The organism is Nitrospirota bacterium, from assembly GCA_040757595.1.
GTDB lineage: Bacteria > Nitrospirota > Nitrospiria > Nitrospirales > Nitrospiraceae > JBFLWP01.
This window is the reverse complement of the sequence record JBFLWP010000001.1, coordinates 293,758-316,566: the sequence shown is the minus strand read 5'-3', so window position 1 is coordinate 316,566 and position 22,809 is coordinate 293,758. Positions and strand designations below refer to the sequence as shown.

General features: G+C 65.9%; 25 protein-coding genes. 16 read left to right on the top strand and 9 right to left on the bottom strand.

All coding sequences use genetic code 11. The features are described 5' to 3' along the window. The first annotated feature begins 2 nt into the window (after window positions 1-2). The 5 genes from mobB to AB1411_01620 all read left to right on the top strand — a co-directional run bounded on the left by mobB (window position 3) and on the right by AB1411_01620 (window position 3,852). Window positions 3-515, top strand: a complete 513-nt coding sequence (gene mobB / locus AB1411_01640) for a molybdopterin-guanine dinucleotide biosynthesis protein B (GenBank protein ID MEW6542294.1) — start codon at window positions 3-5, stop codon at window positions 513-515. Then, the gene (locus AB1411_01635) at window positions 512-1,219 is read left to right on the top strand and encodes a NapC/NirT family cytochrome c (protein ID MEW6542293.1); all 708 of its coding nucleotides are present in this window, start codon (window positions 512-514) and stop codon (window positions 1,217-1,219) included. Before mobB ends, AB1411_01635 begins: the two co-directional genes overlap by 4 nt. A gap of 98 nt (window positions 1,220-1,317) precedes the next feature. Beyond that, window positions 1,318-2,046, top strand: a complete 729-nt coding sequence (locus AB1411_01630) for an ABC transporter ATP-binding protein (protein ID MEW6542292.1) — start codon at window positions 1,318-1,320, stop codon at window positions 2,044-2,046. Window positions 2,047-2,140: 94 nt separating this feature from the next. After that, window positions 2,141-2,932, top strand: coding sequence for an ABC transporter permease (locus AB1411_01625; GenBank protein ID MEW6542291.1), 792 nt, complete (start codon window positions 2,141-2,143; stop codon window positions 2,930-2,932). Window positions 2,933-3,381: 449 nt separating this feature from the next. After that, window positions 3,382-3,852: a hypothetical protein gene (locus AB1411_01620; GenBank protein MEW6542290.1), complete on the top strand. Its 471-nt coding sequence runs from the start codon at window positions 3,382-3,384 to the stop codon at window positions 3,850-3,852. Between the two features lie 10 nt (window positions 3,853-3,862). Here the strand turns inward: AB1411_01620 and AB1411_01615 are convergent, their stop codons facing one another. From AB1411_01615 to AB1411_01595, 5 genes are all read right to left on the bottom strand, one after another. Next, window positions 3,863-4,627 carry a hypothetical protein gene (locus AB1411_01615; protein ID MEW6542289.1) on the bottom strand — a complete coding sequence of 255 codons (765 nt, stop codon included), beginning with the start codon at window positions 4,625-4,627 and terminating at the stop codon, window positions 3,863-3,865. An 80-nt stretch (window positions 4,628-4,707) separates the two neighbouring features. Next, window positions 4,708-4,836 carry a hypothetical protein gene (locus AB1411_01610; protein MEW6542288.1) on the bottom strand — a complete coding sequence of 43 codons (129 nt, stop codon included), beginning with the start codon at window positions 4,834-4,836 and terminating at the stop codon, window positions 4,708-4,710. 53 nt (window positions 4,837-4,889) lie between these two features. Then, window positions 4,890-6,329 (bottom strand): NADH:flavin oxidoreductase, encoded by a 1,440-nt coding sequence (locus AB1411_01605; GenBank protein ID MEW6542287.1) that lies wholly within the window; start codon window positions 6,327-6,329, stop codon window positions 4,890-4,892. A 42-nt stretch (window positions 6,330-6,371) separates the two neighbouring features. After that, the gene (locus AB1411_01600; GenBank protein ID MEW6542286.1) at window positions 6,372-7,154 is read right to left on the bottom strand and encodes an SDR family NAD(P)-dependent oxidoreductase; all 783 of its coding nucleotides are present in this window, start codon (window positions 7,152-7,154) and stop codon (window positions 6,372-6,374) included. A gap of 134 nt (window positions 7,155-7,288) precedes the next feature. Then, complete coding sequence (locus AB1411_01595; protein MEW6542285.1) at window positions 7,289-8,743, bottom strand: NFACT family protein; 1,455 nt, start codon at window positions 8,741-8,743, stop codon at window positions 7,289-7,291. Window positions 8,744-9,043: 300 nt separating this feature from the next. Between AB1411_01595 and AB1411_01590 the strand changes: the two genes are divergently transcribed. The 4 genes from AB1411_01590 to AB1411_01575 all read left to right on the top strand — a co-directional run bounded on the left by AB1411_01590 (window position 9,044) and on the right by AB1411_01575 (window position 13,064). Next, window positions 9,044-9,205, top strand: coding sequence for a hypothetical protein (locus AB1411_01590; protein MEW6542284.1), 162 nt, complete (start codon window positions 9,044-9,046; stop codon window positions 9,203-9,205). Between the two features lie 57 nt (window positions 9,206-9,262). Next, window positions 9,263-9,487 (top strand): hypothetical protein, encoded by a 225-nt coding sequence (locus tag AB1411_01585; GenBank protein ID MEW6542283.1) that lies wholly within the window; start codon window positions 9,263-9,265, stop codon window positions 9,485-9,487. Between the two features lie 160 nt (window positions 9,488-9,647). Continuing rightward, a complete protein-coding gene (locus tag AB1411_01580; GenBank protein ID MEW6542282.1) occupies window positions 9,648-10,547 on the top strand; it encodes a diguanylate cyclase in 900 nt (299 codons plus the stop codon). 87 nt (window positions 10,548-10,634) lie between these two features. Continuing rightward, entirely contained in the window at window positions 10,635-13,064 is a 2,430-nt protein-coding gene (locus tag AB1411_01575; GenBank protein MEW6542281.1) for an endonuclease MutS2, read from the top strand. Window positions 13,065-13,075: 11 nt separating this feature from the next. Here the strand turns inward: AB1411_01575 and AB1411_01570 are convergent, their stop codons facing one another. Together AB1411_01570 and AB1411_01565 are read right to left on the bottom strand one after the other, a co-directional pair. Further along, complete coding sequence (locus AB1411_01570) at window positions 13,076-13,969, bottom strand: DMT family transporter (protein MEW6542280.1); 894 nt, start codon at window positions 13,967-13,969, stop codon at window positions 13,076-13,078. 13 nt (window positions 13,970-13,982) lie between these two features. Further along, window positions 13,983-14,300 carry a PilZ domain-containing protein gene (locus tag AB1411_01565; GenBank protein ID MEW6542279.1) on the bottom strand — a complete coding sequence of 106 codons (318 nt, stop codon included), beginning with the start codon at window positions 14,298-14,300 and terminating at the stop codon, window positions 13,983-13,985. 360 nt (window positions 14,301-14,660) lie between these two features. Here AB1411_01565 and AB1411_01560 point away from each other — a divergent pair, with 360 nt between their 5' ends. The 7 genes from AB1411_01560 (at window position 14,661) to AB1411_01530 (ending at window position 20,104) form a co-directional block, all read left to right on the top strand. Then, the gene (locus tag AB1411_01560) at window positions 14,661-15,617 is read left to right on the top strand and encodes a hypothetical protein (GenBank protein MEW6542278.1); all 957 of its coding nucleotides are present in this window, start codon (window positions 14,661-14,663) and stop codon (window positions 15,615-15,617) included. Window positions 15,618-15,881: 264 nt separating this feature from the next. Further along, window positions 15,882-16,130: a hypothetical protein gene (locus AB1411_01555; GenBank protein ID MEW6542277.1), complete on the top strand. Its 249-nt coding sequence runs from the start codon at window positions 15,882-15,884 to the stop codon at window positions 16,128-16,130. A gap of 92 nt (window positions 16,131-16,222) precedes the next feature. Next, on the top strand, window positions 16,223-16,552 hold the full coding sequence (locus AB1411_01550; GenBank protein ID MEW6542276.1) for a hypothetical protein: 330 nt from the start codon (window positions 16,223-16,225) through the stop codon (window positions 16,550-16,552). A 49-nt stretch (window positions 16,553-16,601) separates the two neighbouring features. Beyond that, a complete protein-coding gene (locus AB1411_01545; protein ID MEW6542275.1) occupies window positions 16,602-16,976 on the top strand; it encodes a hypothetical protein in 375 nt (124 codons plus the stop codon). Between the two features lie 84 nt (window positions 16,977-17,060). Then, the gene (locus AB1411_01540) at window positions 17,061-17,561 is read left to right on the top strand and encodes a hypothetical protein (protein MEW6542274.1); all 501 of its coding nucleotides are present in this window, start codon (window positions 17,061-17,063) and stop codon (window positions 17,559-17,561) included. A gap of 174 nt (window positions 17,562-17,735) precedes the next feature. After that, a complete protein-coding gene (locus AB1411_01535) occupies window positions 17,736-18,506 on the top strand; it encodes a DUF3365 domain-containing protein (protein MEW6542273.1) in 771 nt (256 codons plus the stop codon). Further along, window positions 18,503-20,104, top strand: a complete 1,602-nt coding sequence (locus AB1411_01530) for an SUMF1/EgtB/PvdO family nonheme iron enzyme (protein ID MEW6542272.1) — start codon at window positions 18,503-18,505, stop codon at window positions 20,102-20,104. The genes AB1411_01535 and AB1411_01530 overlap by 4 nt, the downstream gene beginning before the upstream one ends. Window positions 20,105-20,143: 39 nt before the next feature. On the opposite strand, the gene AB1411_01525 is transcribed toward AB1411_01530, so the two are convergent. Beyond that, window positions 20,144-21,475, bottom strand: a complete 1,332-nt coding sequence (locus tag AB1411_01525) for a response regulator (protein ID MEW6542271.1) — start codon at window positions 21,473-21,475, stop codon at window positions 20,144-20,146. A gap of 54 nt (window positions 21,476-21,529) precedes the next feature. Beyond that, the gene (gene clpX, locus AB1411_01520; protein ID MEW6542270.1) at window positions 21,530-22,804 is read right to left on the bottom strand and encodes an ATP-dependent Clp protease ATP-binding subunit ClpX; all 1,275 of its coding nucleotides are present in this window, start codon (window positions 22,802-22,804) and stop codon (window positions 21,530-21,532) included. Window positions 22,805-22,809 lie beyond the last annotated feature (5 nt).

Genomic DNA, 22,809 nt, shown 5'->3' with positions numbered 1-22,809 from the left:
CCATGCCGGCTCCCATTCCCATCCTCTGCTTCGTCGGCCGCTCGAACAGCGGCAAGACCACGTTGATCGAACGGTTGATCCCCGAGCTCGTGCAGGCCGGCTACCGCGTGGCCACGATCAAGCACGCGGGCCACGGGTTCGACCTGGACACGGAGGGGAAGGACAGTTGGCGGCACAAGCGCGCCGGAGCCAGCTCCGTGCTCGTGCTCTCCAAGGGCAGCCTGGCGATGTTCTCGGACGTGTCCGAGCAGATCAAGGTGGAGGAGCTCCGGGACCGGTTCCTGGACGCGGCGTCCGTGGACCTGATCATCGCGGAGGGCTGGAAGAGCGAGGGCTATCCCAAGATCGTCGTGCTGCGGGACCAGTTCGGCGAAGTGCCGGTTGCGCCGGACGGCCTGCTGGCGGTCGTATCCAACAAGCCGGTGGACCTCGGCGTGCCCTGCCTGCATCCGGACGACATCACGGCCGTTCGCGACGTCATCGTCCGTCACTTCCCCAAGACCCCGCCGGCATGATCAGTGCTCCCAAGGCCAGCGTCCTCATGGCGATCTTCGCCGGCGCGCTGATCCTGGCCCCGGCTGCGGTGTCGGTCACGGACCATCCCAAGTTCTGCGCGAGCTGCCACAACATCCGCCCCTCCTACGAGAGCTGGACCAGGTCGTCCCACAAGGAGGTCACCTGCGTGGACTGCCACGTGAGGCCCGGGGTGGAGGGGTTCGTCCGCGACAAGGCCGTCGCGGGGCTCAAGGACGTGGCGGTCTATCTCTTCGGCACCCCCACCGATCCGCACAACCTCCAGGCGACCGTCCACTCCGAGGTGTGCCTGGGTTGCCACCGGGAGATCCTGCGCGTCTCGGAAGTGGCCCCCCGCGACCTTCCGCCGCCCGTGAAGGACGTGGGCCTGGTCATGAGCCACCGGAAGCACATGGAGGCCTTCGCCAAGCGGGGCCGGGGGGAGGGCTGCACGACCTGCCACGCGCGGGTGGTGCACGAGCAGCCGATCAAGGGCTATCCGATCGTCATCCCGCGCGGCCACGTGGCGGTGGACACCAAGGCCTACGAGCCGGAGCACCCGGAAGGCTCCAGGTTGCGGGCCTCGTCGCTGGCCGACTGCTTCCGGTGCCACGACAACAAGACGACCTACGAGGGCAAGGTGCTCAGCAAACGCTGCGAGACCTGCCACCTGCCGGAGAAGATCGGGGAGTTTCTGTTTAACTAAGAACAGACCACAGGCAGCTTGCCGGGCAGGCAGAGGAGGTGAAGCAGATGCTTGCCACGCTCATCAAGAAGCTGAACACTGACAACCGATAACTTCTTATGCCGTTTCCCGTCGTCCAAGTCCAAAATCTGACCAAGCGGTTCGGCGACTTCACCGCCGTGGACGGGATCTCGTTCGAAATCCGGCAGGGGGAGATCCTCGGCCTGCTCGGGCCCAACGGGGCGGGGAAGACGACCACGATCCAGATGCTCCTGGGGCTCATCACGCCCACGGCGGGGACCATCCGGGTGTTCGGCAAGGACCTGGCCGCCCACCGGGAGGAGATCCTGAGCCAGGTGAATTTCTCCTCCACCTACATCTCGATGCCCTTCTCGCTCACCGTGGAAGAGAACCTGCGGGTGGTGGCGAAGCTCTACGGGCTCACCGAGGTTCCGCGGCGCATTGACGAGGTGGTCAAGAAGCTGGAGATGGAGGAGTTCCGGCACAAGGTCACGAGGCGGCTCTCTTCCGGCCAGATGACGCGGCTGACCCTGGCCAAGGCGATCCTGACCGAGCCGAAAATCCTGTTCCTGGACGAGCCGACGGCCAGCCTCGACCCGGACATCGCGCACAAGATCCGGGCCTTCCTGAAGGACGTGCGCCGGTCGGGCAGCCTCAGCATCCTCTACACCTCCCACAACATGCGGGAGATGGAGGAGATGTCGGACCGGATCATCTTCCTCCAGCGGGGGAAGATCGTCGCCGAGGGCACGGCGCAGGCGGTCATGGAACGGTTCGGGCAGAGGGATTTGGAAGAAGTGTTTCTGAAATTGGCACGTGAACGGTAGCAGCAGGCTCGGGGCACTGGGATCGAGGATCGAGGAGGAAAAACTCGGACATCCCTCGCGCCTCGTACCTCGAACCTCTTGCCGGAGTTGTTGAATGAAAGTGCACCGGATCAACGCGCTCGTCGCCCGCCACCTGTACCTCTACCGCCGCAGCCTGCCCCGGCTGATGGAGATCTTCTACTGGCCCTTCCTGGACCTGGTCGTCTGGGGCTTCATCACGGTCTACCTGATGAAGTTCCAGGGGCAGCTCCCCGGCGTGGTGACCTTCTTCCTCGGCGCCCTGATCCTCTGGGACGTGCTCTTCCGCGCGCAGCAGGGGATCACGATCTCGTTTTTGGAGGAGATCTGGGCCAGGAACCTCATGAACCTCTTCGCGAGTCCGCTCACGCCGGGCGAGTTCCTGGCGGCCACCATGGTGATGAGCGTCTTCAAGGTCGTGGCAGTCTCGGTCGTGATGGCGCTCTCCGCGCTCCTGTTCTATTCCTACAACGTGCTCGTCATCGGCCTGTCCCTCATCCCCTTCGTGCTGAACCTGCTCGTGGCCGGCTGGATCATCGGCGTCCTGACCACCTCGCTGATCATGCGGTTCGGGCAGGAGGCGGAGGTGCTGGCCTGGGGGATGGTGTTCCTCTTCCAGCCGATCTCCTGCGTGTTCTATCCGCTCGACGTGCTGCCTTCCTGGCTCCAGGCAATGGCCTGGGCCAACCCCGCCGCCCATGTGTTCGAAGGGATGCGGTTGGTGCTCACCCAGGGCACGCTGCCGGCCACCCACCTGGTCTGGGCCTTCGGCCTGAACCTCCTCTACCTGACGATCATGGTCGCCCTGTTCCACTACACGTTCAACGTCTGCAAGGAAAAAGGGTTGCTGGTGCGGGTCGGGGAATGAGGGTGTGCCTCGGCTGACGAAGGGACAGGAAGGACGCTGAACGGGGCCTGTCGCCGCCCACCCCGCCCGTCCTTGCGTCACCGTCTCTACCTAACAACGGGCAAGAACTGCCTGTATCCGTTCAGAATCTGTCGGGATGAATCTTGAGATTTACGCCGGAGGAGTGCCGGCACTGGTGTTGCTCAAGGGGAAACCCTTGCGAGCCGATAGAAGAGACGTGAGGCCAGCGGAGCCTGAACGGAATCGGGTCTGGCCGACGCGCAAATTAAAGGAAACGCGGGATGTCTTCTTTACCCGTCATCATGGTGCTGCTCATCGAGGCCGCCACTACGCTGCTCTGGCTGGTGAGCATCGTCACCGGGGCGATGAATTGACTGGCGATGGAAGGGACTATGCGTCACTCGAAACCTGAGTGGTGAGGCCGGGGATAGCCACCCAGGAGGTGTGCCATGCACTTCCTGCTGCTCCTCATTCTGCTTCTGGTCCTCCTGCAGCCCACTCCCTCACTGTATGCCTGCCAATCCGTTCCCGATCCGGACGCGTTTCTGCTCGGTTCGACCGCCGACATCCAGATCCTGCCCAACGGGCTTCTGATGGTGTCTTACGCCGATCCCTTGACCGGCCGGGTCACCCACGTGACCCTCCACCGGGTCCTGGCCACCCTGCCCGCCTCGCCGGATGACGTGTTTGCGCAGGACTCCGTGCCCGTGATCCTGTACCAGAGCGAGCGGACGGGCGGAGGCCTCGTCTATGCGGTCAGCGCCAACCCGCTCTACTTCGGGACCGACCCGGCCGGGGACGGCTTCCCGGCGCGTCTCTGGGAGGACGCCTTGGAGGACGGGCTCAACGGGAACGAGGTCTACATCCAGGCGGACGGGGCGGTGGAGATCGTGCCCGGCCAGGACGTTCCGGACGCCTGAGCGCCGCAATTCACTTGCAGATAGCCGGAGTGAAGGGGACGGACCGCTTCTTGTCCATGAGCCAGTCCACGTATTTGATCGACTCAGAGACCTTGGGCATGCTCCAGGTCACGTCCAGGAGATAGGGATCGCCCAGCCTCAGGTCGGGGAGCGGGGTGGTCTCGATCATGAGCACCGCATACTTGTTCCGGTAGTGGAAGATGACGCGGGCGGCCTTGGACTCTTCGTACTCGCGACGTCCGGTCAGGTCGTCTTTGCTCGCGACCAGGACCGTGATGCCCGCCTGCTGCATGCGGCTCATCACGTGGCAGAGCCCGCGCTTGGGCGCTTTGCCCGCGACGATGAAGATGCGCGTGATCTTCACGCCGCGCCCGGCCGCTTCCAGGTTGGCGCCGAGGTAGGGAGTGAAGTCCATCCCCTCCCAGTCGATCCCGTAGTCCACCGCGAGGATGTGGTCGCCCTTCTCGGTCCGCTCGATGCCGCGCAGCAATTCGAGGGGGGTCGTGTTGCGGAGCTGCGTCTGGAGACGCTCCTCCTTCAACTCCTTGGCCAACTCGTGCAGGACGTCGTGGATGCGGTCTTCGAGGTAGGGATTCCCCTTCGCCTGCTGCTTCATCTGGTCGAACAGGGTGTCAATCGGGGCGTCGGCGTGAGCCACCGGGATCCCCACGGCCACGGTCAAGGCCAGACACGACGCCAAGCCGGCCAGCTCCGCGAATCCCGTCAGCCTCGCCCTCCCGATCGAGTCGGCGACCCGGCCACAATCCTTCCGCATGCTCCCCCTCCTGCTGGCGGACGTTGCGTCCTCCGAAGGATATGCCAAGTCCTCCGGAAAAGCACGCCAGAGGGGGATTTTCAGCAGAACCCGTTCTGCCTGAACAGATACGCGGCGACGAGGACCAACGCGAGCACCGCCAACCGACGCCACCGCTGCTTCTTACGCATCTCGAGTTCAACGGGTGTCAGCGGATCATCCTGTCCCATGGTTCGTTCTCCTTTCGGGGCCCGCCGTTTCGCGGTCTTTCCGGGAGGGAGTCTCATCGGTCGGGGGAGGGGGCGCCCCCTCCGGTTTGGCGCGGCATGGCCGTAAAGGTCGGCGGGGAGAAGACCGACATCACGCTGTCCATCATGTTCCGGTATCGTTCTTCGAAGGTGGCCCCGTCGTACCGGGACAGCTCGTAGCACCCGAGCGGGTTCTCCAGGTCGTTCAGCAGGCACTTGTTGCAATAGGTGCATTCCTTCCCGGGATCAGGCCCGTCCTGCCGATCGAGTATCCGGGGCAGGTCGTTGTTGGCGATCAGGGGGCGCGCCATGGAGACGGCATCGCACCAGCCGTCCCGGATGACCTGGGCGATGCGCGACGCGTGCTGGAACCCGCCGGTGCAGAGGACGGGCACCTGCACGTGCCGCTTGATCTCCCTGGCGTACTCGGCGTTGATCCCTTCGATCACCGGACCTCGACGGCGCCGCCACAGCCACCGGAAGGCCAGCCCCGGCAGGCGGTGGTTGAAGACGAAGTAATTGAAGTGGGTCCGGACGCCCTGATTCAGCATGATGTCGTACCACCGTCTGGCCGCTACGAGCGGAAAGTCGCCGGGCGGGTTGCGGGGGTGGGGAAAGGTGCTGCCGCTGGAGATGTGGAAGGCGTCCACACCGTCGCCCCCGTCCTCCAGCCGCTGGCAGATCTCGATCGTGTCCTGGAGCGTATTGCCCTTCTTCTCCCAGGGGTACAGCCAGTCGTTGTGGTCCACGGCGTTGATCTTCATCTGGAGGTGGAAGCCGCGCCCGACCCGCTCGCGGATCGCCCGGACGATCTCGATCACGAACCGCGTCCGGTTCTCGACGGACCCGCCGTATTCGTCCGTCCGGTCGTTGATGCCGGAGCTCAGGAACTGCGTGATCAAGTAGCCGTTCGCCCCGTGCAGCTCGACCCCGTCCAGCCCCGCCTCCCTGGCCCGCCGCGCGCCTTCCGCGAACAGCGCGATCGTCTCCCGGATATCCTGCTTGGTCATGGCCTGACTCAGGAGGCCGTGGAAATAGTCCTTCCGGCTGGTCGAGCTCTGGGCCTTCTTGTACAGATTCTCGACCCCGCCCACGTCCTGCTGCCGGCCGGAGTGGCTCAACTGGAGGATGAACTTGCACTGATGGCGGTGGACGCGTTCGCCCACCGCGTGCCAGAACGGAATCTTGTCGTCGTGGTCAATCATGGCGTAGCTGGTCATGATGCGCCCGCGGACCGTCACGGGGGTGAAGGACGAGATGATCGCCCCCACCCCGCCACGCGCGAACTTCTCCTCCCAGTTGAGGCGCGCGTTGGTGCCGTGCCCGTTGTAGTCGTCGAACGTCCCCGAGACGTTCGACCGGACCAGCCGGTTCTTGACCTCCAGGCTGCGGAATCGCAGGGGTTGGAAGATGACCCGCCGGTCCTCATCGCTGGTGGGAGCGGGCGGCGCGACGGTTGTCCTGGAGCTGGGCATGGGCCCCTCCTTTCGTCTGTGCGCCAGGCGAGGCGAGACGGCCTAGCCGGGCCATCCGGCCATCGTGCCGGTCACCCAGGCCGGCACGTAGCGGCTCATCAGCAATCGGTAGATGGCCGGCTTGACGATCTGGCGCCGGCGCCGTTCGAGGCCCTCGACGATGGCGGAAGCCGCTTCGTCCGTCGTCAGGTCTCTGGCGAGCAGGGAGACCACCTTGGGGGCCTTCTCTTCGCTGCCGGGGTTGTGCGTCCAGTAGGAACTGGCGACCTTGCCGAGCACGACGAGCGTCACGTGAAGCCCCGTTCCCCGCAGCTCGGCCCGCAGGGCCTCGGTAAAGCCGCGCAAGGCGTGACGCGCCGCGATGTAGCCGCAGGCGTTGGGCCAGGCCAGGAAAGACGCGGGGGAGGTCACGTTGACCAGGTGGCCGCTTCCCCGCTTCACCATGTCCCCGAGGAACTCGCGCGTCACGTAGAGGGCGGCGAGGTAGGGCACCTCGATCATGCGCCGCGCGTCGTCAGGGGAGGTTTCGAGCAGGGGGAGCCAGCGGCCCGCGCCGGCATTGTTGATCAGCACGTCGGGGACGCCGGCGTCCGCGCGGACGCCGGCGGCCATGCGCGCCACCGCCGGCGCGTCGGCGAGGTCGGCCGGGTAGACCGACGCCCGTCCTCCTGCGGCCCTGACGTCCTCCGCAACGGCCTTGAGCCGGTCCTCGCGGCGGGCCGTCAGCAGGAGCCGGGCGCCTTTACCGGCCAGGGCCAGCGCTGTGGCCGCGCCGATCCCGCTTGAGGCGCCAGTGATCAGAACCGTCTGCCCGCGGAGCGGCATCGCCTGGCCACCAGCCGGCGAGCCGCCGGGTTGGGTTCCGGCTCAGAGGGGCGCGCGCCTGCTCACCGGCAATAAGAAGAAGCCGCAGGATGGGCCCAAGGCTAGGCCCCTTCGAGGCAAGTGTCAAGAGCGGCTCAGCCCAGCCCTTCCTTGAGCCGGTCCAATCGGGTGCGATCGAGCTGGACGAAGACGGCCTTCTCCTGCGTGACGGTCACCGTGCCGGGCGGCTGTCCCTTGGCCTTCCGGACCCATTTCCTTCTGGTGTAGATCACCTCTCCTTTGCCGCTCTTTTTCAAGTCGCTGTAGAGCAGGGCCAGGGTCGCCGCGTCTTTCAGGGTCTCGGGCGGCGGGGCGTCGCCCTTCCCCAGCCGCACGACCACGTGCGAGCCGGGGGCGCCCTGGGCATGGAGCCAGAGGTCGTCGCTGTGGGCGAACTTGAAAGTCAGCTCCTCGTTCTCGCGGGCGTTGCGGCCCACGTAGATGGGCAGGCCGTCGGCCGACGCGAAGCGGCGGAAGGGGCCGGAGCGGGAGGGGTGACGCGTGACGGGTGATGGGTGACGGGCGATGGGTCGGGAACGATCTTGTCGGGCCGGGGCCGATTCCGGTGGCGATGGGGTCCATTCTTCACGCTGCAGCGCCGCCATCTCCGCCCGGACACGCTCCAGCTCCCTCTCCGCCGCCTCCAGCCTGGGACGGATCTCCTGTTGAGCCGAGAGGTGCTTGCGGTGCTTGCGGAAACAGTCGTCCATGTTTCCCTGCGGGCCCTTGGCCGGATCGAGCGGGATGACCAGTTCGGGGAGCGCCGGATCGAAGTAGTCCACGACGGCGATCTGCTCCTGTCCCTTCTTGATCCGGCCGAGGTTGGCCTTCAACAGCTCCCCGTAACGTGCATAGTCCCTGTACCGTTCCGCCTTGTCCAGGTCCGATCGGAGCGCCTCGATCCGTCTGACGGCCTTCTTGACGGCCTTGCGCAGCTCCCCCAGTCGGGCCTGGCGCAGCCGCTCACGAGTCAACTCCTCCTCACGCTGCCCGTACCGCTCTTCGATGGCCAGAGACAGGGGAAAGGGAGAGGGACGACCGGGCTGAGGCAGAGGCTCCGCGACGTCTGCTCCGCCCGTAGCGTGGGGAGGTCTGGCCGGCGGGTGATAGAGCGCGCCTGCCTCCTCGGAGCCCTCGTTGAGGGTCGCAAGCACCCGCTCCTGGGCGTCCAGCAGCAGGAGATCGGACTTCTTGCCCGTCAGCTCGGCGAGCAACGCCCGGGGCCCGGCGTGGGCCGTCAGGCCCAGGCGGACGACGCGGTCCCCCCCGACCTGCTCGATCGCCTCGATGCGGGCGCCCTGAATCTGGGCGCGCAGGAACTGGCAGAAGGACGGCGGAAAGGGCGGGTTGGGCAGGCGCTGCGAGAGCAGGTGGAGGCGGGCCGTGCCCGGGTCGGCGGAGAGCAGAAGGAGCAAGGTCTTCCCGGACGATCGGATTTCCAGGGTGATCGTGTGCGGTGCGGGCTGGAAGACCTTCTGGATCCAGCCTCCGATCAACGCCGGACGGATTTCGCGGAGGACGGCGGCCAACTCTGCGGATGTAAGGCTCACGGGACTCTCTCAACGGTCGGCAACCGAGAAAAACCGCCGCCAGTGTGACGGGAAGATGGCCGCAAATCAAGGGAGCCGGTTGGCGCCTGAGCGCCGGGGGGCTGCCCTTTGCGCCGTTCCTGCCTGGGCCGGCAGGGAATGCCCAGTCGTCCGGGGAAGGGATGGTGCGCTCCTCGCCAGGCTCGAAGGGGAGCCGGCGGAAATCCGCGGTCTTCGCGTTGGCACAGCGGTTGCTGGGGTGTTGAGGGGGGACAGGTTAAGGAAAGTCCCGTGGACGCCGATAACGAACGCGGGGGGCGTATGGCACGGAACAGGAGCCGAATCGGCAAGCGGGGGCGCAAGCTCGACGCCGTGGTGAACGACATGAACCTATCGGCCACGATCGTGCTCTTCATGGGGGTGGGAGCCGCCAGTCTGCTGACGGGGCTCTCGATGCTCCTGTTTCGGTTGGCAGGAGGGTGAGCGAAGGCGGGCGACTCAGGCGCGCGACCGATCCGCGCGCAGAAAGGGGATGCCGCGATGAAATGCCAACGGTGCCGGGGACTCATGGTGGTAGATCATTACATCGACATGGAAGACGACAGCGGGCATCTCTGGCTGCGCGCCTGGCGGTGCATCACGTGCGGCGACGTGGTGGATTCGCAGATCCGCCAGCGCCGGCTGCTCCTGCGCTCGCGGCTGGGCAAGGCCCTGGCCGGTCGGGACGCCGGGCGGACCTACGAGACGGTGAAGCTCAGCGCATGATTCCGTTCTCCCCCACCGAATGGATCGCCCGGAAGGCGCAAGCCCTCCCGGCGAGAGGCACGGCTGGCCGCTCCGGCGGCCAGCCTGCCGCGCACCTCCGGCGGCGTGACCGCCGCAGTCAGCCAATCCGGCAGGATCGACACACGGCAGGGAATCCGCGATGAGTTCCGCCACGTCGGCACAGGGATTCAGCATTCGTGAGCTGATCGACGCCAGCCCCGCGATCATCTCGGTGATCGACACGGATCGGTGGGAGGTCCGGTATCAGAATCAAAGCGGCCGGCAGTTGATGGGCCAGCTCGACGGGAAGACCTGCTATCAGCACATCCCGAAGCAGCCGGCCCGGTGCGGATTTTGCCGGGCCCTCGAGGCCCTGCGGACCGGAAAAGCCACCTCCTCGGAGGTTCCCATGCCGAACGGACAGTGGCTGCTGGTCCAGTGGTCCCCGATCCGCTCGAAGGACAGCCGGCTTCTGGCCGTGGAAACCATTACCGACATCACGGACTCGAAGCAGCGCGAGCAGGAGTATCGTGAGCTCAAGGATCGGTTTGAGGCCTTGGCCTCGCTCGATCCCCTGACCGGGCTGCTGAATCGCCGCGGATGGATGGACAAGGTGGAGCGGATCGTCGGCCGGGCGGCCCACGACGCCGACGCGCTCAGCGTCCTGCTCGCGGACATCGACCACTTCAAGCTGATCAACGATTCCTGGGGGCACGCCGTCGGCGACCAGGTGTTGAAGACGCTCGGGACCCTGCTCCTGCAGCAGTTCCGTCCCACCGATGTCATCGGGCGGTGGGGCGGAGAGGAGTTCATCATCCTGCTCTCTCCCTCCGTTCAGGAGTTGCGGGACATCGCCGAGCGGGTCAGGGAAGCCGTGGCGGTCAGCCCATTCCTGCGCGAGGGAGGGGCGGAGACCGTTCCCGTCACCATCAGCATCGGCGGCGCCACCGTGGTTCCTTCTTGCGGAGGACGACGCGAGTTGGAAGAACTGATCCAGATGGCGGACCGCATGCTCTATCTCGCCAAGCAGAGCGGGCGGAACCAGGTCTGTCTGCGGTAATCCCTTCCCTCCCTTTCCCTTTCTTCTTCTTCCGTCCTGTCGGCGAGGCTTGACGGTGCCCGAGGCGCCCGATAGCATGCCTGCGACATGGATGGCCAGACGCCATTCCGACAGGCCGAGCGCGTGCTCGAATGGGACCGGGTCTTGGAGATCCTGGCCGGCCAGGCTCGCTCCACCATGGGGATCGAGCGGTGCCGATCCCTTCCGCCGGAGGCCGGGCTCGATGCGGCGACCAGCCGGCTCCGGGAAACCGCGGAGATGCTGGCGCTGGGCGAGGGCACGGACCCGTTCCCGTCGCCGGCCTTCCCCGACGTGCGCGAGGCCCTGGGCCGTGCGGCCAAGGGCGCGTCCCTGGAGGCTCACGACCTGCGGGACCTCTCGATCCTGCTGGGCGTGGGGAGGCAGGTCGTCCGCTACCTGCGGGCTCGGGCCGAGCAGGCCCCGGCCCTCTGCGCCGCGGCGTCGGGCGTGGAGGGGTTGGGCCAACTGGAGTCTCTCAGGGACGCGATCGACCAGTGCGTGGATCAGGAAGGCAACGTCCGCGAGTCGGCCACGCCCGATCTGCGCCGGCTGACCCGCCATGCGCAGGACCTCAAGCAGCAGATGCGGCACCGGCTGGAGGCGATCCTGGCCTCGGCCCGCTACGCCGAGGTCCTGCAGGAGCGGTACTTCGCGCAACGGGAAGGGCGGTACGTCGTGCCGGTCAAGTCGGAAATGCGCACGAAGATTCCCGGCATCGTGCACGACGTCTCGGCCAGCGGGGCCACGGTCTTCTTCGAGCCGCGCGAGCTGGTTGAGTTGAACAACGGGATCAAGGTCGCGGAGCTGGATGTGGAGCGGGAGGTCAAGCGGATCCTCGCGGACCTGTCCGTCCAGGTGGCGGCCCACGGGCTGGCGCTGAAGCTGGGCGCCGAAGGCCTGGCCGAGCTGGACTGCATCGCGGCCAAAGCGGCCTTCGGCCGGCTGGTCAACGGCCGGGTCGTCGCCTTGAACGGGGTCGGGCGCGTGGCGCTGCGGCAGGCGCGTCATCCGCTGCTCGTCCTGGCCAGGGAGCGGGTCGTCGCCAACGACATCCTGCTGGACGAATCCGTGCGGGTATTGATCGTTTCCGGACCGAACACCGGCGGGAAAACCGTCACCCTCAAGCTCCTCGGCCTGTTCGCGCTCATGGTGCGGGCCGGCCTGCCGGTGCCCTGCGGGGCCGATTCGGTCATGGCGTTCTTTCCGGAGGTCTACGCGGACATCGGGGACGCCCAGGACCTGACCCGGGACCTCTCCAGCTTCTCCGCCCACGTCACCCAGATGATCCGGCTCCTGGAGCACGCGGCCTCGGCGTCCCGGCCTCGCGGGGCCGGAGAGGCGCCGTCGGGAGGCAGCGGGGCGCTCGTGCTCCTCGACGAGCCCGTCACCTCCACCGACCCGGCCGAGGGGGCGGCGCTCGCGGAGGCCCTGTTGCTGCGCCTGGCCTCGCTGGGGATGAAGGTGATCGTGACGACCCACTACAACCGGCTCAAGGTCCTGGCCCAGACGACGCCCGGCTTCCTGAACGCCTGCGTCGAGTTCGATGTCGCCCGGCTGGCTCCGACCTACCGGCTCCTGATGAATCTGCCCGGCGGCTCCTCCGCCATCGAGATCGCCGGCCGTCTCGGGATGGACGAGGAGCTGCTGGCCCACGCCCGCGGACTCCTGAGGCGGGAGGACCAGACGCTGGAGCGGATGCTGACGGATCTCCACGACCGGCAGCGGCGGCTGGACGAGGACCTCGAGCGGACCGCGGCGCTCAGAGAGGAGGCGGAGCGGTCCGCGCGGGAGGCGGAAGCGATCGCGGAGCGGCTGCGCCGCTCGGAGCAGGAGGAGCGGAAGGGAGCCAAGCGGAAGCTGACGGAGACGCTCCTGCACGCCCGTGCTCAGGTGCAGGCCGCGCTGGACGAGCTGAAGCACGAACGGACGCAGGCCAGGGCTCGCGAGACCAAACAACGGCTGGCGGAGATTGGGGAGCGGGCCCGCCAGCTTCTGGTGAAGCCGGCCGAGACCGTGCCGGTCGAGCGGCTTCGTCCGGGGGATCGGGTCGAGATCGTCGGGCTGGGCACGGTCGGGACGTTGCTGGAGGCGCCGCAGGGGAGGAAGCGCGTGCGGATCCGCATCGGCGAGACTGAGATGTCCGTGGCCCCGTCGGGCCTCGTGGGGCTGGCCGGCAAGGGGGCGGAGCCCCAGCGGTCAAGCGGGCGGCCTGCTCCGGCGCGCCACGGGCAAGGGTCCTCCGCCGACTCCGAAGCCGCCGGCGTCGTGGACCTCCGCGGCATGGCCGCCGACGAAGCCGTGGAAGCCGTCACGGCCTCGCTGGACCGGGCGGCGCTCAACGGCGAGCCCTTCCTCCGCATCATTCACGGACACGGAACCGGCCGCCTCAAGACGGCCGTCCGGGAGTATCTGACCCACTCTCCCTACGTCGCCTCGTTCAGGCCGGGGGACCGGTCCGAAGGCGGAGACGGCGTCACGGTCGCCGAGCTGAAATAACGGCCCTCCGTTCAGCCGCGCCTGACCAGCTCCACCCCGGTCAGGATCGTGGCCCCTCCGAGCACCATCTGGGCCGTCACCGGTTCATCCAGAAACAGATAGGCCAGCACGACCCCGAAAATCGGGACCAGGTTGTGGAATGCACCGACCGTGACCGGCGAGAGGGCCCTCAGCGAGAGGTGGCGCAGAACGAAGACGCCGGCCGTGGCCAGCCCGATGTACAGGATCCAGAACCCGTCCTTGACCGTCAGGTGCAGGTTGTAGGGGACCGACCAGACAAGGCCCCCGAACAGGAGGATGAACGTGCTGCTGCCGAACATGACGGTGGTGGCGATGGGGGCCCCGTACCGTCGCACGATGCCGGAGCTGAGCACGATCGAGGCTGAGGCGGAAACCGTAAAGACGAAGACCAGCGCATCGCCGAACCCGACGCCCCGGTCCTGAAACCCCTCCGGGATCGAGAGCAGGCAACCGGCCAGCGACAGCAGGATCCCCGAGACCTTCGCGAGACTCAACCGCTCCTTTCTCATGAGAAAGCTGAACAGGGCGGTCAGGGAGGGGTTGAGGCTGTAGATCAGGGCGTAGTGGGTCACGCTGGTGTACAGCAGAGCCCAGGCGGCGCATCCGTAGGCCACCCCGACTCCCAGGAGACCCAGCAGGGTCAACCGGAACACGTCTTTCCACGTCAAGCCGAACAGCTCCTGGCGCGGGCCGGTCAGCGCGATCAGGAAGAGAAACAGGAAGGCGATCAACAGCCGCAGGCAGACCAGCTCGAACGGAGGGATGGTGCCCTCTTTCAACACGTCTTTGGTCACGGGCGACACCGTGCTGAGCATCAGCATGGCGGAGAGGAGGTAGACGAGGGAGGTGGAGTCGCGAGAGCTGTCTGAATGGCTGAAGACCATGAGCCGCTTCCCCTCAGCAGGTGCCTAAGCAGGCGGCCGCATGGTCCTCGATGAACCGGAAGAGCTGCCGTTCATGGTCGGGGGATATGACGGTAATCCGTCCCCCCACGTGCGGGTAGGCCGCATGGATCACCTGCAGCGTGCAGCGGAGCGGGTGCCGGGCTGAGAGCGCACATTCGAGCTCTATGGAATCGCCCTGGGCCAGAGTCATCTCCGTCTTCAGCCCGATCCCCTTCTGGGTGACCTCCACAACTTCACAGGTGGCCCGTCTGTCCCCGTGACAGAGTTGCCCTGTCCGGCTGATTCTGACTCTGTACAATTCTCGTTGCATCTTTCTCGATGCGGATCTTGTCGAGACGCGCTGCGCAATCGTCTCGTGCTGATCGGAGCACGGCAAAGAACGGGGAAACTTCCGAGTCCGGGACACGGGGCACCTCTAGTATCGGTTGTCGCACGCACCGGCTTGAGGCAGGTGATCTTGGTGGTTTTGGTCTGTTGGTGGTGGAAAGCCACCAGGATGACTCTGTCCATCGAGCGGTCTCATGAAGAAGATCAAGAGCTTGGAGGGAAGCTGCGTGGCATTGCGCTTGCCTCACACAGAAGGGGTGCGGAGACGGGGATAACCCTGGTCACGGTGATGGCGCTCGGCTGAGCCGAAACGGCGGCCGGGGCGGCAAGGGAGGAGGTTGCGATGAAACGACGGCTTGAACCAGTCGATTTGATGGTCGCGGTGGGCGTCTTTGCAACGGTGCTCGGCGGATACTTCATCTTCATATCCGCAAACGGCACCCTCGAAGCGGCCGCATCCCAGACGGACTCGGCCGCACAGCTCGTGAGCCCGTTGGACGCGATGCAATGGGTGCAGCCGGCTCTGGGACAGGCGATCGTGGAGGATTACCTCCTGGAGCGGCAGGAACAGCGCGACATGGCCAAGGCCGCGATGGCGCTGAGCCGGGCGCTGCTCACCGGCCAGCGCGTGCAGTTCACGCCGTTCGAACTGGTTGAGCGGGTCGGAATGTACGAGACCTCCCTGGAGGCCGACCATGCCATCCGGGTCCAGTACGTGCTGGGGCGCACGATCGTGAACTTTACGACGAGAGGCGTGAAAAACGGGCTCCTGTCGCCGGCCCAACTTGACGGGGGCTACAACCGGCGAATGATCCGTCTCGCCGAGCTGAACGCCGGCCGGATGGAGGAGGACTACCAGCGCCTTCATCAGTCGCTGCTTGGGTGGCAAATCGTGGCGACCAGCCTGGCCCACGATCAGCTCGCGAGCCAGGTGCAGCAGCGGATGGGGGAGGCAATCGCCGCCTTTACGCTGGTTCAGGATGGGTACCGAGAAGCCCGCGCTGGAACTCAGGAGCAACTGGCTGCGGTTACCATCGCCTCGATTCACCACGAGCAGGTCGCGGATCGCTTCGATCACCTTGCCTCAGCCGACGCCCTGACGAGGCCCGGAGAGACCGTGCCGATGACGCAGCCGCGCTCCTGGCCGGAGGTGCCGGTCGGGTTCCTGTTCGCGGCGTCGGCTCTGTTGGTCGGGCTGTTCCTGGCCGGGCTGCTCACGCCGAGCGTCGAGCATGAACCGGTTTTTGTGGCGGAGGGCCAGGCGGAGGCTGCCGGGGGAACATACCGGAAGACAGCGTAACAACGCCGGCCTGGCCGGAGAAATTGCCATGTCGTGGGGATACTGGGGGATCGTTGCAGGTCTCGTGGCTTTGCTGTCACTGGTTTTCATCTGCCTGGAAATCCTGTACTCCGGGCGACGGATGACGATCGGGGACGAAACGGCGCCTGCCGGTCGCTCCGAACAGACAGGATCCAGCTCGAAGCATGCGGCCTGACGATCTGCCTGCTTGGTGAGGCGGATCGAGGCAAGCCTGGGCAGCCGGGCTTTGCCTGAGGGGTAGCCATGGCTTCCGAGAGACCACGTTCCGAAACCCTCGTGCTCGAGGCGCTCCCGTCCGGCTCGGTCATCACGATGGAACAGTTGAGCCGGCAACTCCCCCAATTGAGCTGGAACGAGATCTTCCACGCCGTCGACGCCCTGAGTCGTCAGGGCGTCGTCCTTCTCCGCAAGCGAGGGTTCGAGTACGAATTGCTGGTGTGCCGTCAGGTTGGGGCCCGCCGCGTCGAACAACTGCACTCTTCCGGAGCCTAATCGAACGTTCTGTGGGCGGGAGGCTATACGGCATTGTTGGACAGGCGGTCACCAGCAGTCCCAACCCCGTCGTTCAAGAAGGAGGTGTGGTTATGAGAGTCCATGCGCTCATAGGCGGAGTCGTCATCGTCGTCGCGCTGGCCCTGCTCAGCGTTCCGCTGGTCCTCGCGGCCGATCAGCCGGGGCAAGGCTCTTCAGTGCAAAAGGAGGCGACGCAACAGAACATTGAGACCAAGGCCGCGCCGCAGAAGGAGGCATCGTCCCACACCGAACTGGGTCCCGGCATGGAGCGTCCGATGAAGGTGCCGGAGAGCATAGGGAGGGAGGACGCCAAGAGCCCCTACGGCGAGCGGCAGATCTTCGATGAGCAGACGCTCGAGGACATGAGGCTGCAGGACGAGATTTCCAGCCTCGGCTTCTGAGCCCGCCTCAATGGGGCGAAGCGGAACGCGATCAAAGAAGGAGGTGGCTATGAAAGGCCCCGGATTGAATCGCTTGTCGATTGCCCTGGCCGGTGCCTGCTCCCTGTGTCTGGTCGCGGCCATCGCGCTGGCCCAGAGCAATTGGGTCGACGAGATCACGAACTCGTTGGCCTTCTACAAAACTAACTATCCCTCCTCGAACTGGGATCCCTACCTGCAGAAGCTGAACCTCGTCCGTGACGCCATGAACCGGGGCGATCAACGCACCGTCAAGGTCGAGATGAACCGGTTCTTCAGGATGCTCCAGGGACGGGCGCACGGGATCAACGACGTCGCTGCGGACGAGCTGTTCAACTTCTCGGTCATGGTGACGCCCGTTCAGGAATACGGGATCTCGGTGCCCGCACCGATACTGGCTCAGTAATGAGGAGCTGGGAGACGGAGTCAACCCGCGGCCGGGATGGAACGCGCGTCGTGCATCCCGGCCGTGTTGCCATGGAGGAACGTCATGCGCCTTGCGGCTTCGATCTTGAGTCTGGCGATGGTGTCAATGGCGGTTCCGGCGCTGGCCGATCAGAGCGATCATGGAGGCATCGGCACACACAAGACCATGACCGGAAAGGTGAAGAAGATTCGGTCGGGCCTGATCTTCGTGCAGCCGCCGAACGGGCTGCAGTTTCGCGGCATTAGCCCAGGGAAAGCCGAACGGATGGGACTGCACGAAGTCCAGCCGGGCGAACAGGTGACCCTGGTGGTTGACGAGGGCAACGTGCTCGTAGATGCGCACAAGGCGGGCGTTCCGCCGGCCGGACATCGCCTCGTGAACGGCAGGTTGGACTATGCGGACCTCTATTGGGAAGAGATCAAGCTCTCGACTCCGGAGGGAATCGAACGGTTTCCGGTCGATACGCTGAGCGGGAGCAAGCTCTCGGTCTTCCAGGCAGGCGCGACAGTCACAGTCGAGTTGGACGAGGACAATACGGTGATCGACATCCACCGATCCCGCTGATCGTGCCCGAATGCCTTGACTTGCCCCCGAACCGCCAGTACCATCGTTGCGAGCGTGCTTTACCCGCCTGCCGAGCGTTCAGCAGGCGGGCGGGCCGCGTCTCTTCGCCACGGGCGAACGTTTCGAAATCCGGTTGCGCCGAGGGCAGACTCGATGCGGACCGTTGAGCGTTGGGTGTTGCCGGCACTGATGGCCGTGGGGTGGGTGGCGGCGTTCCCCGCGGAAGGCGTTTGTGCGAAGGAGCGGGAGTTTTCGCCGCAGGGTCCGGCCCTTCAGACCGTGCTCGAATTCGAAACGACGGCGCGCTTTCTTGCCATTCTCCTCGAATCCGGCCGCGCTGTGATCAATGAAAATCAGGATCTCTTCGACGATCCCGGCAAAGGGGAGAAGGGATTTTCTCCGGGGGTGTTCGAGCAGCAGCTCGTCGAGGATTTCCGGAGCCGTTCCACGATCGACCTGCGCGACCTCGCGACGGCGCGCGTGCCGCAGCGAGCCAAGGAGTTGCTTCCGGTCCTCGTCACGACCGGCAAGCAGGTCGTGGCGGAAGCTCAGGCCCAAATCAACCAGCGGGGGGTCGGCTTCAAGGGATTCATTCCCGCCGTCTTCGGTGCGCGGGTGGCTGGGCGGTTTCTGGAGCTGACGGGCGTACGGCTCAAACAGACGGCGCTTGCTCCGCGCAATCCGTCGAACGGGCCCGACGCCTTCGAGCGGGCGGCGCTCCAGGAATTTGCCGCCTCCGCCTATCCGAAGGAGAAGGTGATCAGCGAAGTTACCGCCAAGAGCGGGGCGCTGAGACTCATGTACCCGCTCTACACGACGCGGCGGTGTCTGGAATGTCACGGAGAGCCGAAGGGCGCTCCGGACCGGACCGGCCACCCCAGGGAGGGGCTCAGGCTGGGACAGAACGCAGGAGCGATCAGCGTGACGATCCCGATTGGCAAATGATACGGACTGCTCTGTTCCTATTGTTGCTGCTAGGCTCGGGCAGCGCCAGCGCCGCCGAAAGTCAGCCGGGACCGACCGAGAAGCCGGCCGGCAGCGGCGTGATCGTGCACGAAGACGGGTACGTCCTGACCGCCTACCACGTCGTTTCCAACGCCAAACGGATCACGGTCGTCACGCCGGGGGAGTTTCGCGCGCCGGCCTTGCTGGTGAGCGCGGATCGCGACCAGGATCTGGCCCTGCTGAAAATCGAGACCGTCGGATTGTCGAAAGCACCATTGGGCTATGCCGGCATGGTGAGGCTGGATCAGGAAGTCATCGCGGCCGGGTTTGCTTTCGGGCTGCGCGAGGTCTCGGTCTCGCGCGGGCGCGTGACCGCGGTTCGCACGAAGGGGGTGCGTCGCGTCTTCCAGATCGATGCCGCGGTCAATCCGGGCAATAGCGGGGGGGCGGTGTTCAACCGATTCGGCGAAGTGATCGGGATCATGACGACCAAGTTCCACCATCCCTCCGGAATCGTGCCGGAAGGCATGGCCTTCGCCGTGCCCATCAGTTATGCGACTCCGCTGCTGGCCAACATTCCGGATTTCGACTTCACGGCCATCGGCCTGGCTGGCAGAAGCACGAGCAAGCGCAAGGCGCGGACGTTGGACATGGAACAGTCGGTGCGGGAGGTGGCCAGGACCACGGTGCGGATCGAGACCGTCACGGTGCCGGAGCCGCCCGCGGGGACCGCCGTCCCCCCCGCGCTGGCCTCCGGGCGGGAGGCGATGGCCGGCCAGAAGCAGGAGCCCGGTCGCAAACCGGCCGCCGAGGAGCGGGATGATTCCGGAGAGATCGTCAAGGTGAATCAGCAACTGGCGACGACTCAGCAGGAAGAACTGCGTCGGCTGGCGCAGCAGGGGATCCCGTCGCCGCCGGGCATGGTGTTGATTCCGGCCGGAGAATTCCTGATGGGCTCCGAAGACGGGCTGCCCGATACCAGACCCAGACATCGCACCTACGTGAGCTCCTTCTGGATCGACCAGTACGAAGTCGTCAACGAACGGTATCGCGCCTGCGTCAGGAGTGGGGCCTGTTCGCCGCCGAAGGACACGCGCGCCTTTGACGATCCCCAGAAGGCCGACCACCCGGTGACGAACGTGACGTGGGCACAGGCTCGTGCCTTTTGCGAATGGAAGGGAGGGCGCCTCCCGACCGAGGCCGAGTGGGAGAAAGCGGCGCGCGGTACCGATGGGCGGCGGTACCCCTGGGGGAATTCCTTCGACGTCGTCAAGGTGAGGCTGAAAGAGCGGGCTCTGAAGCCGGACGGTAACGGCACGGGGCCGGTCGGGGCGGTTCCCGGAACCGCCTCGCCTTATGGGGTCTTCGATCTGACCGGCGGCGTGTGGGAATGGGTGAAAGACTGGTACGCGGACGATTTTTACGCGACGGCTCCGGCCCATGATCCGCAGGGGCCGCTCAGGGGCTCCTTCCGGGTTTTCCGCGGGGGGGACTGGAGCCAGGGGCCGCTGGAACTCCGAACCAGTTATCGGGGATGGGACGAGATGACCTACTGGGGGCCAACCCTGGGCTTCCGCTGCGCGGCGGACGCGCCGTAACGGGGAAAGCGACTAGCTGGCGGCCGTTAGCCAGCCGCCTTAGGCATCGAGCCACTGTTGAAGGAGTTCGTCGAGGGCCGTCAGCCGCATCGTCTGGTCGCTCAGCGAACCGACGGAGATGGCCGAGTCCGGCAGGTGGAGAAAGGCCTTGTCCGCCGCCTTGGAAGGCATGAGCGCGTGTACCGGAAGGTCCGGAGCCAGGGCTTCACGGGCTTTCAGGAATGCCTGGGTGTGGACCAGCGAGTCCCCGGAGGCAGGATCGACCAGCAACAACAGGCCGGTCGCCTCGGGCAAGTACTGTTCCCAGACCGACCAGAACCGCTTCTCGGTGCGGACGGCGACGAGGTGCAGGACGGTTTTAGGCGAGATCCTGATCCGGCCGACATCAATGCGGTGGTTGGGCTGCGGCTCCTCGACGCCCACGGCGGCCCATCGCGAGGAGGACAGGTCCTTGACCAGCGCATGAATCAGCTCGCTCTTGCCGGACCGGCGGACGCCGGCGACCAGCAGGCGGATGCTGGCCGGCGGGGGCTCCCCGACGACCGTCCGTGACGTGCGTATCTGTTCCGCGACCGCCTCGAGACGATTCAGAATCCTTCCAACCAGCTCCGATTGCGCTCCGCTCCCGGTTTCGTCGGGAGCCTCTCGGGGCGAAGCCGCCGCCTCGTGCTCCTCCAGCGTTCGAAGGTCTTGCAGGAGCAGGTTGGCCATGCTCGCCGTGATCGGCATCCGCTCCGGAACCGCATCCGGAAGGAACAGGAACCGACCGCTCTTCCACCCGAGCAAGATGAACAGGGGCTCCTCCCGCTTCGGGGAGCGGATGTCGGCTTCCACGATCACGCCGTCCTGAAAATAGATCGTGCCGGTCCGCTCGCCGTGGCTGAGCACGAGGGCACCGGTTCTCTGCTCCATCTCCAAGGCCTGGATCATGTCCAACAGGTCCACGTCCTCCAGCCGGCCGCTCAGGCCGATCCGTTCCAGGGGAATGTTGCGCACCAGCTGGAGGCGATCCATGAGGGTCTCCACGCTCTGGGTGAGCCGCTCGAGCGGGCAGGGCTTGGTCAGGTAGTCGTCGGAGCCGATTTTCCGGGCCTTGGTCCGGTCCGTGTCCTGATCGCGTGCGGTGAGGAAAATGAACGGGATGGCGCGGGTCCTGGCGTCCCGTCGGATCTGGCTGCAGAGCTCGTACCCGTCCAGGCCGGGCATGCCGATGTCGGCGACGATGACGTCCGGGCAATCCTCGGAGATCTTGCGCAGAGCCGCTTCACCGTCCACGGCCGTGTCGACCCGGTAGTCGTGGGCCTGAAGGTAGAGGGACACCACCCGCAGCCACTTGGGGTCGTCGTCCACTACGAGGATTTTGGACGCCATGTTCGTGAGGGGCGAGGCGTAAGGGGTTTCGTCTCACGCCTCACGGTTCACGTCTTACGTCAGGATTTGCGGTTGCCCCAACCCCGTGATCACGTCGTCCGTGATGACGACCCCCTTGACGCCTTTCAGCGCCGGAACCTCGTACATGAGGTCCAGCATGACGTCCTCGAGAATCGCCCGGAGGGCGCGCGCGCCGGTCTTCATCGAGGCCGCGCGATGCGCGATCGCCTTGACCGCCGCGGGGGTGAATTCCAGGTGCACCTGCTCCAGCTCGAACAGGGACTGGTATTGCTTTATCAGCGCGTTCTTGGGCTCGGTCAGGACGCGGACCAGCGCGGCCTCGTCGAGATCGGCGAGCGTCGTCAAGACCGGGAACCGGCCGATGAACTCCGGGATCAGGCCGAATTTCAGCAGGTCCTCAGGCTGGGTCCGCTCCAGGAGGCCGCTGTGCCCGGCCGCCTCGCGTGCGGTCGGGCCCGATCCGAACCCGATCTGCCGGTGCGTGGTCCGCTGGGCCACGATCTGGTCGAGCCCCACGAACGCGCCCCCGCAGATGAACAGGATGTTGGTGGTGTTGACCTGGATGTATTCCTGCTCCGGGTGCTTGCGGCCGCCCTTGGGAGGCACGTTGCAGACCGTGCCCTCCACCAGCTTGAGCAGCGCCTGCTGGACGCCTTCGCCGGAGACGTCCCTGGTGATCGAGGCGCTTTCGGACTTCCGGCTGATCTTGTCGATTTCATCGATGTAGATGATGCCGGCCTCCGCCCGCTTGACGTCGAAGTCCGCGGATTGGACCAGCTTCAGCACGACGTTCTCCACGTCCTCCCCGACGTAGCCGGCTTCCGTCAGCGTGGTGGCGTCGGCGATCGCGAAGGGAACATGCAGGATGCGGGCGAGGGTCTGAGAGAGGAGGGTCTTGCCGGTGCCGGTCGAGCCGATCATCAAAATGTTGCCCTTTTGAAGTTCGACCTCCTTCAGGCGCGATCGGCTGAACACCCGCTTGTAGTGGTTGTGAACCGCGACCGAGAGCACCTTCTTGGCCCGATCCTGGCCCACGACGTACTGGTCCAGGAGGGCCTTGATCTCGGTCGGCTTGGGCAGCACCGCCGGTTGGCCCCCGCCGGTAGGCCCGGCCCCGCCCCCCTCGGCCAGGAACGTGTTGCAGAGCTTGACGCACTCGTTGCAGATGAGCAGGCTGGCGCCGGCGTGGCAGCTCTCGCACTGGTAGGGAGCCGGGCTTTCGACGAGGCTTCTGACGGCCGGCTCCGGCTTGCCGCAGAAGGAGCACTGGCGTGGCTTGTTCCGACTCGGCTTGGATTCCCAAAACATCGCGG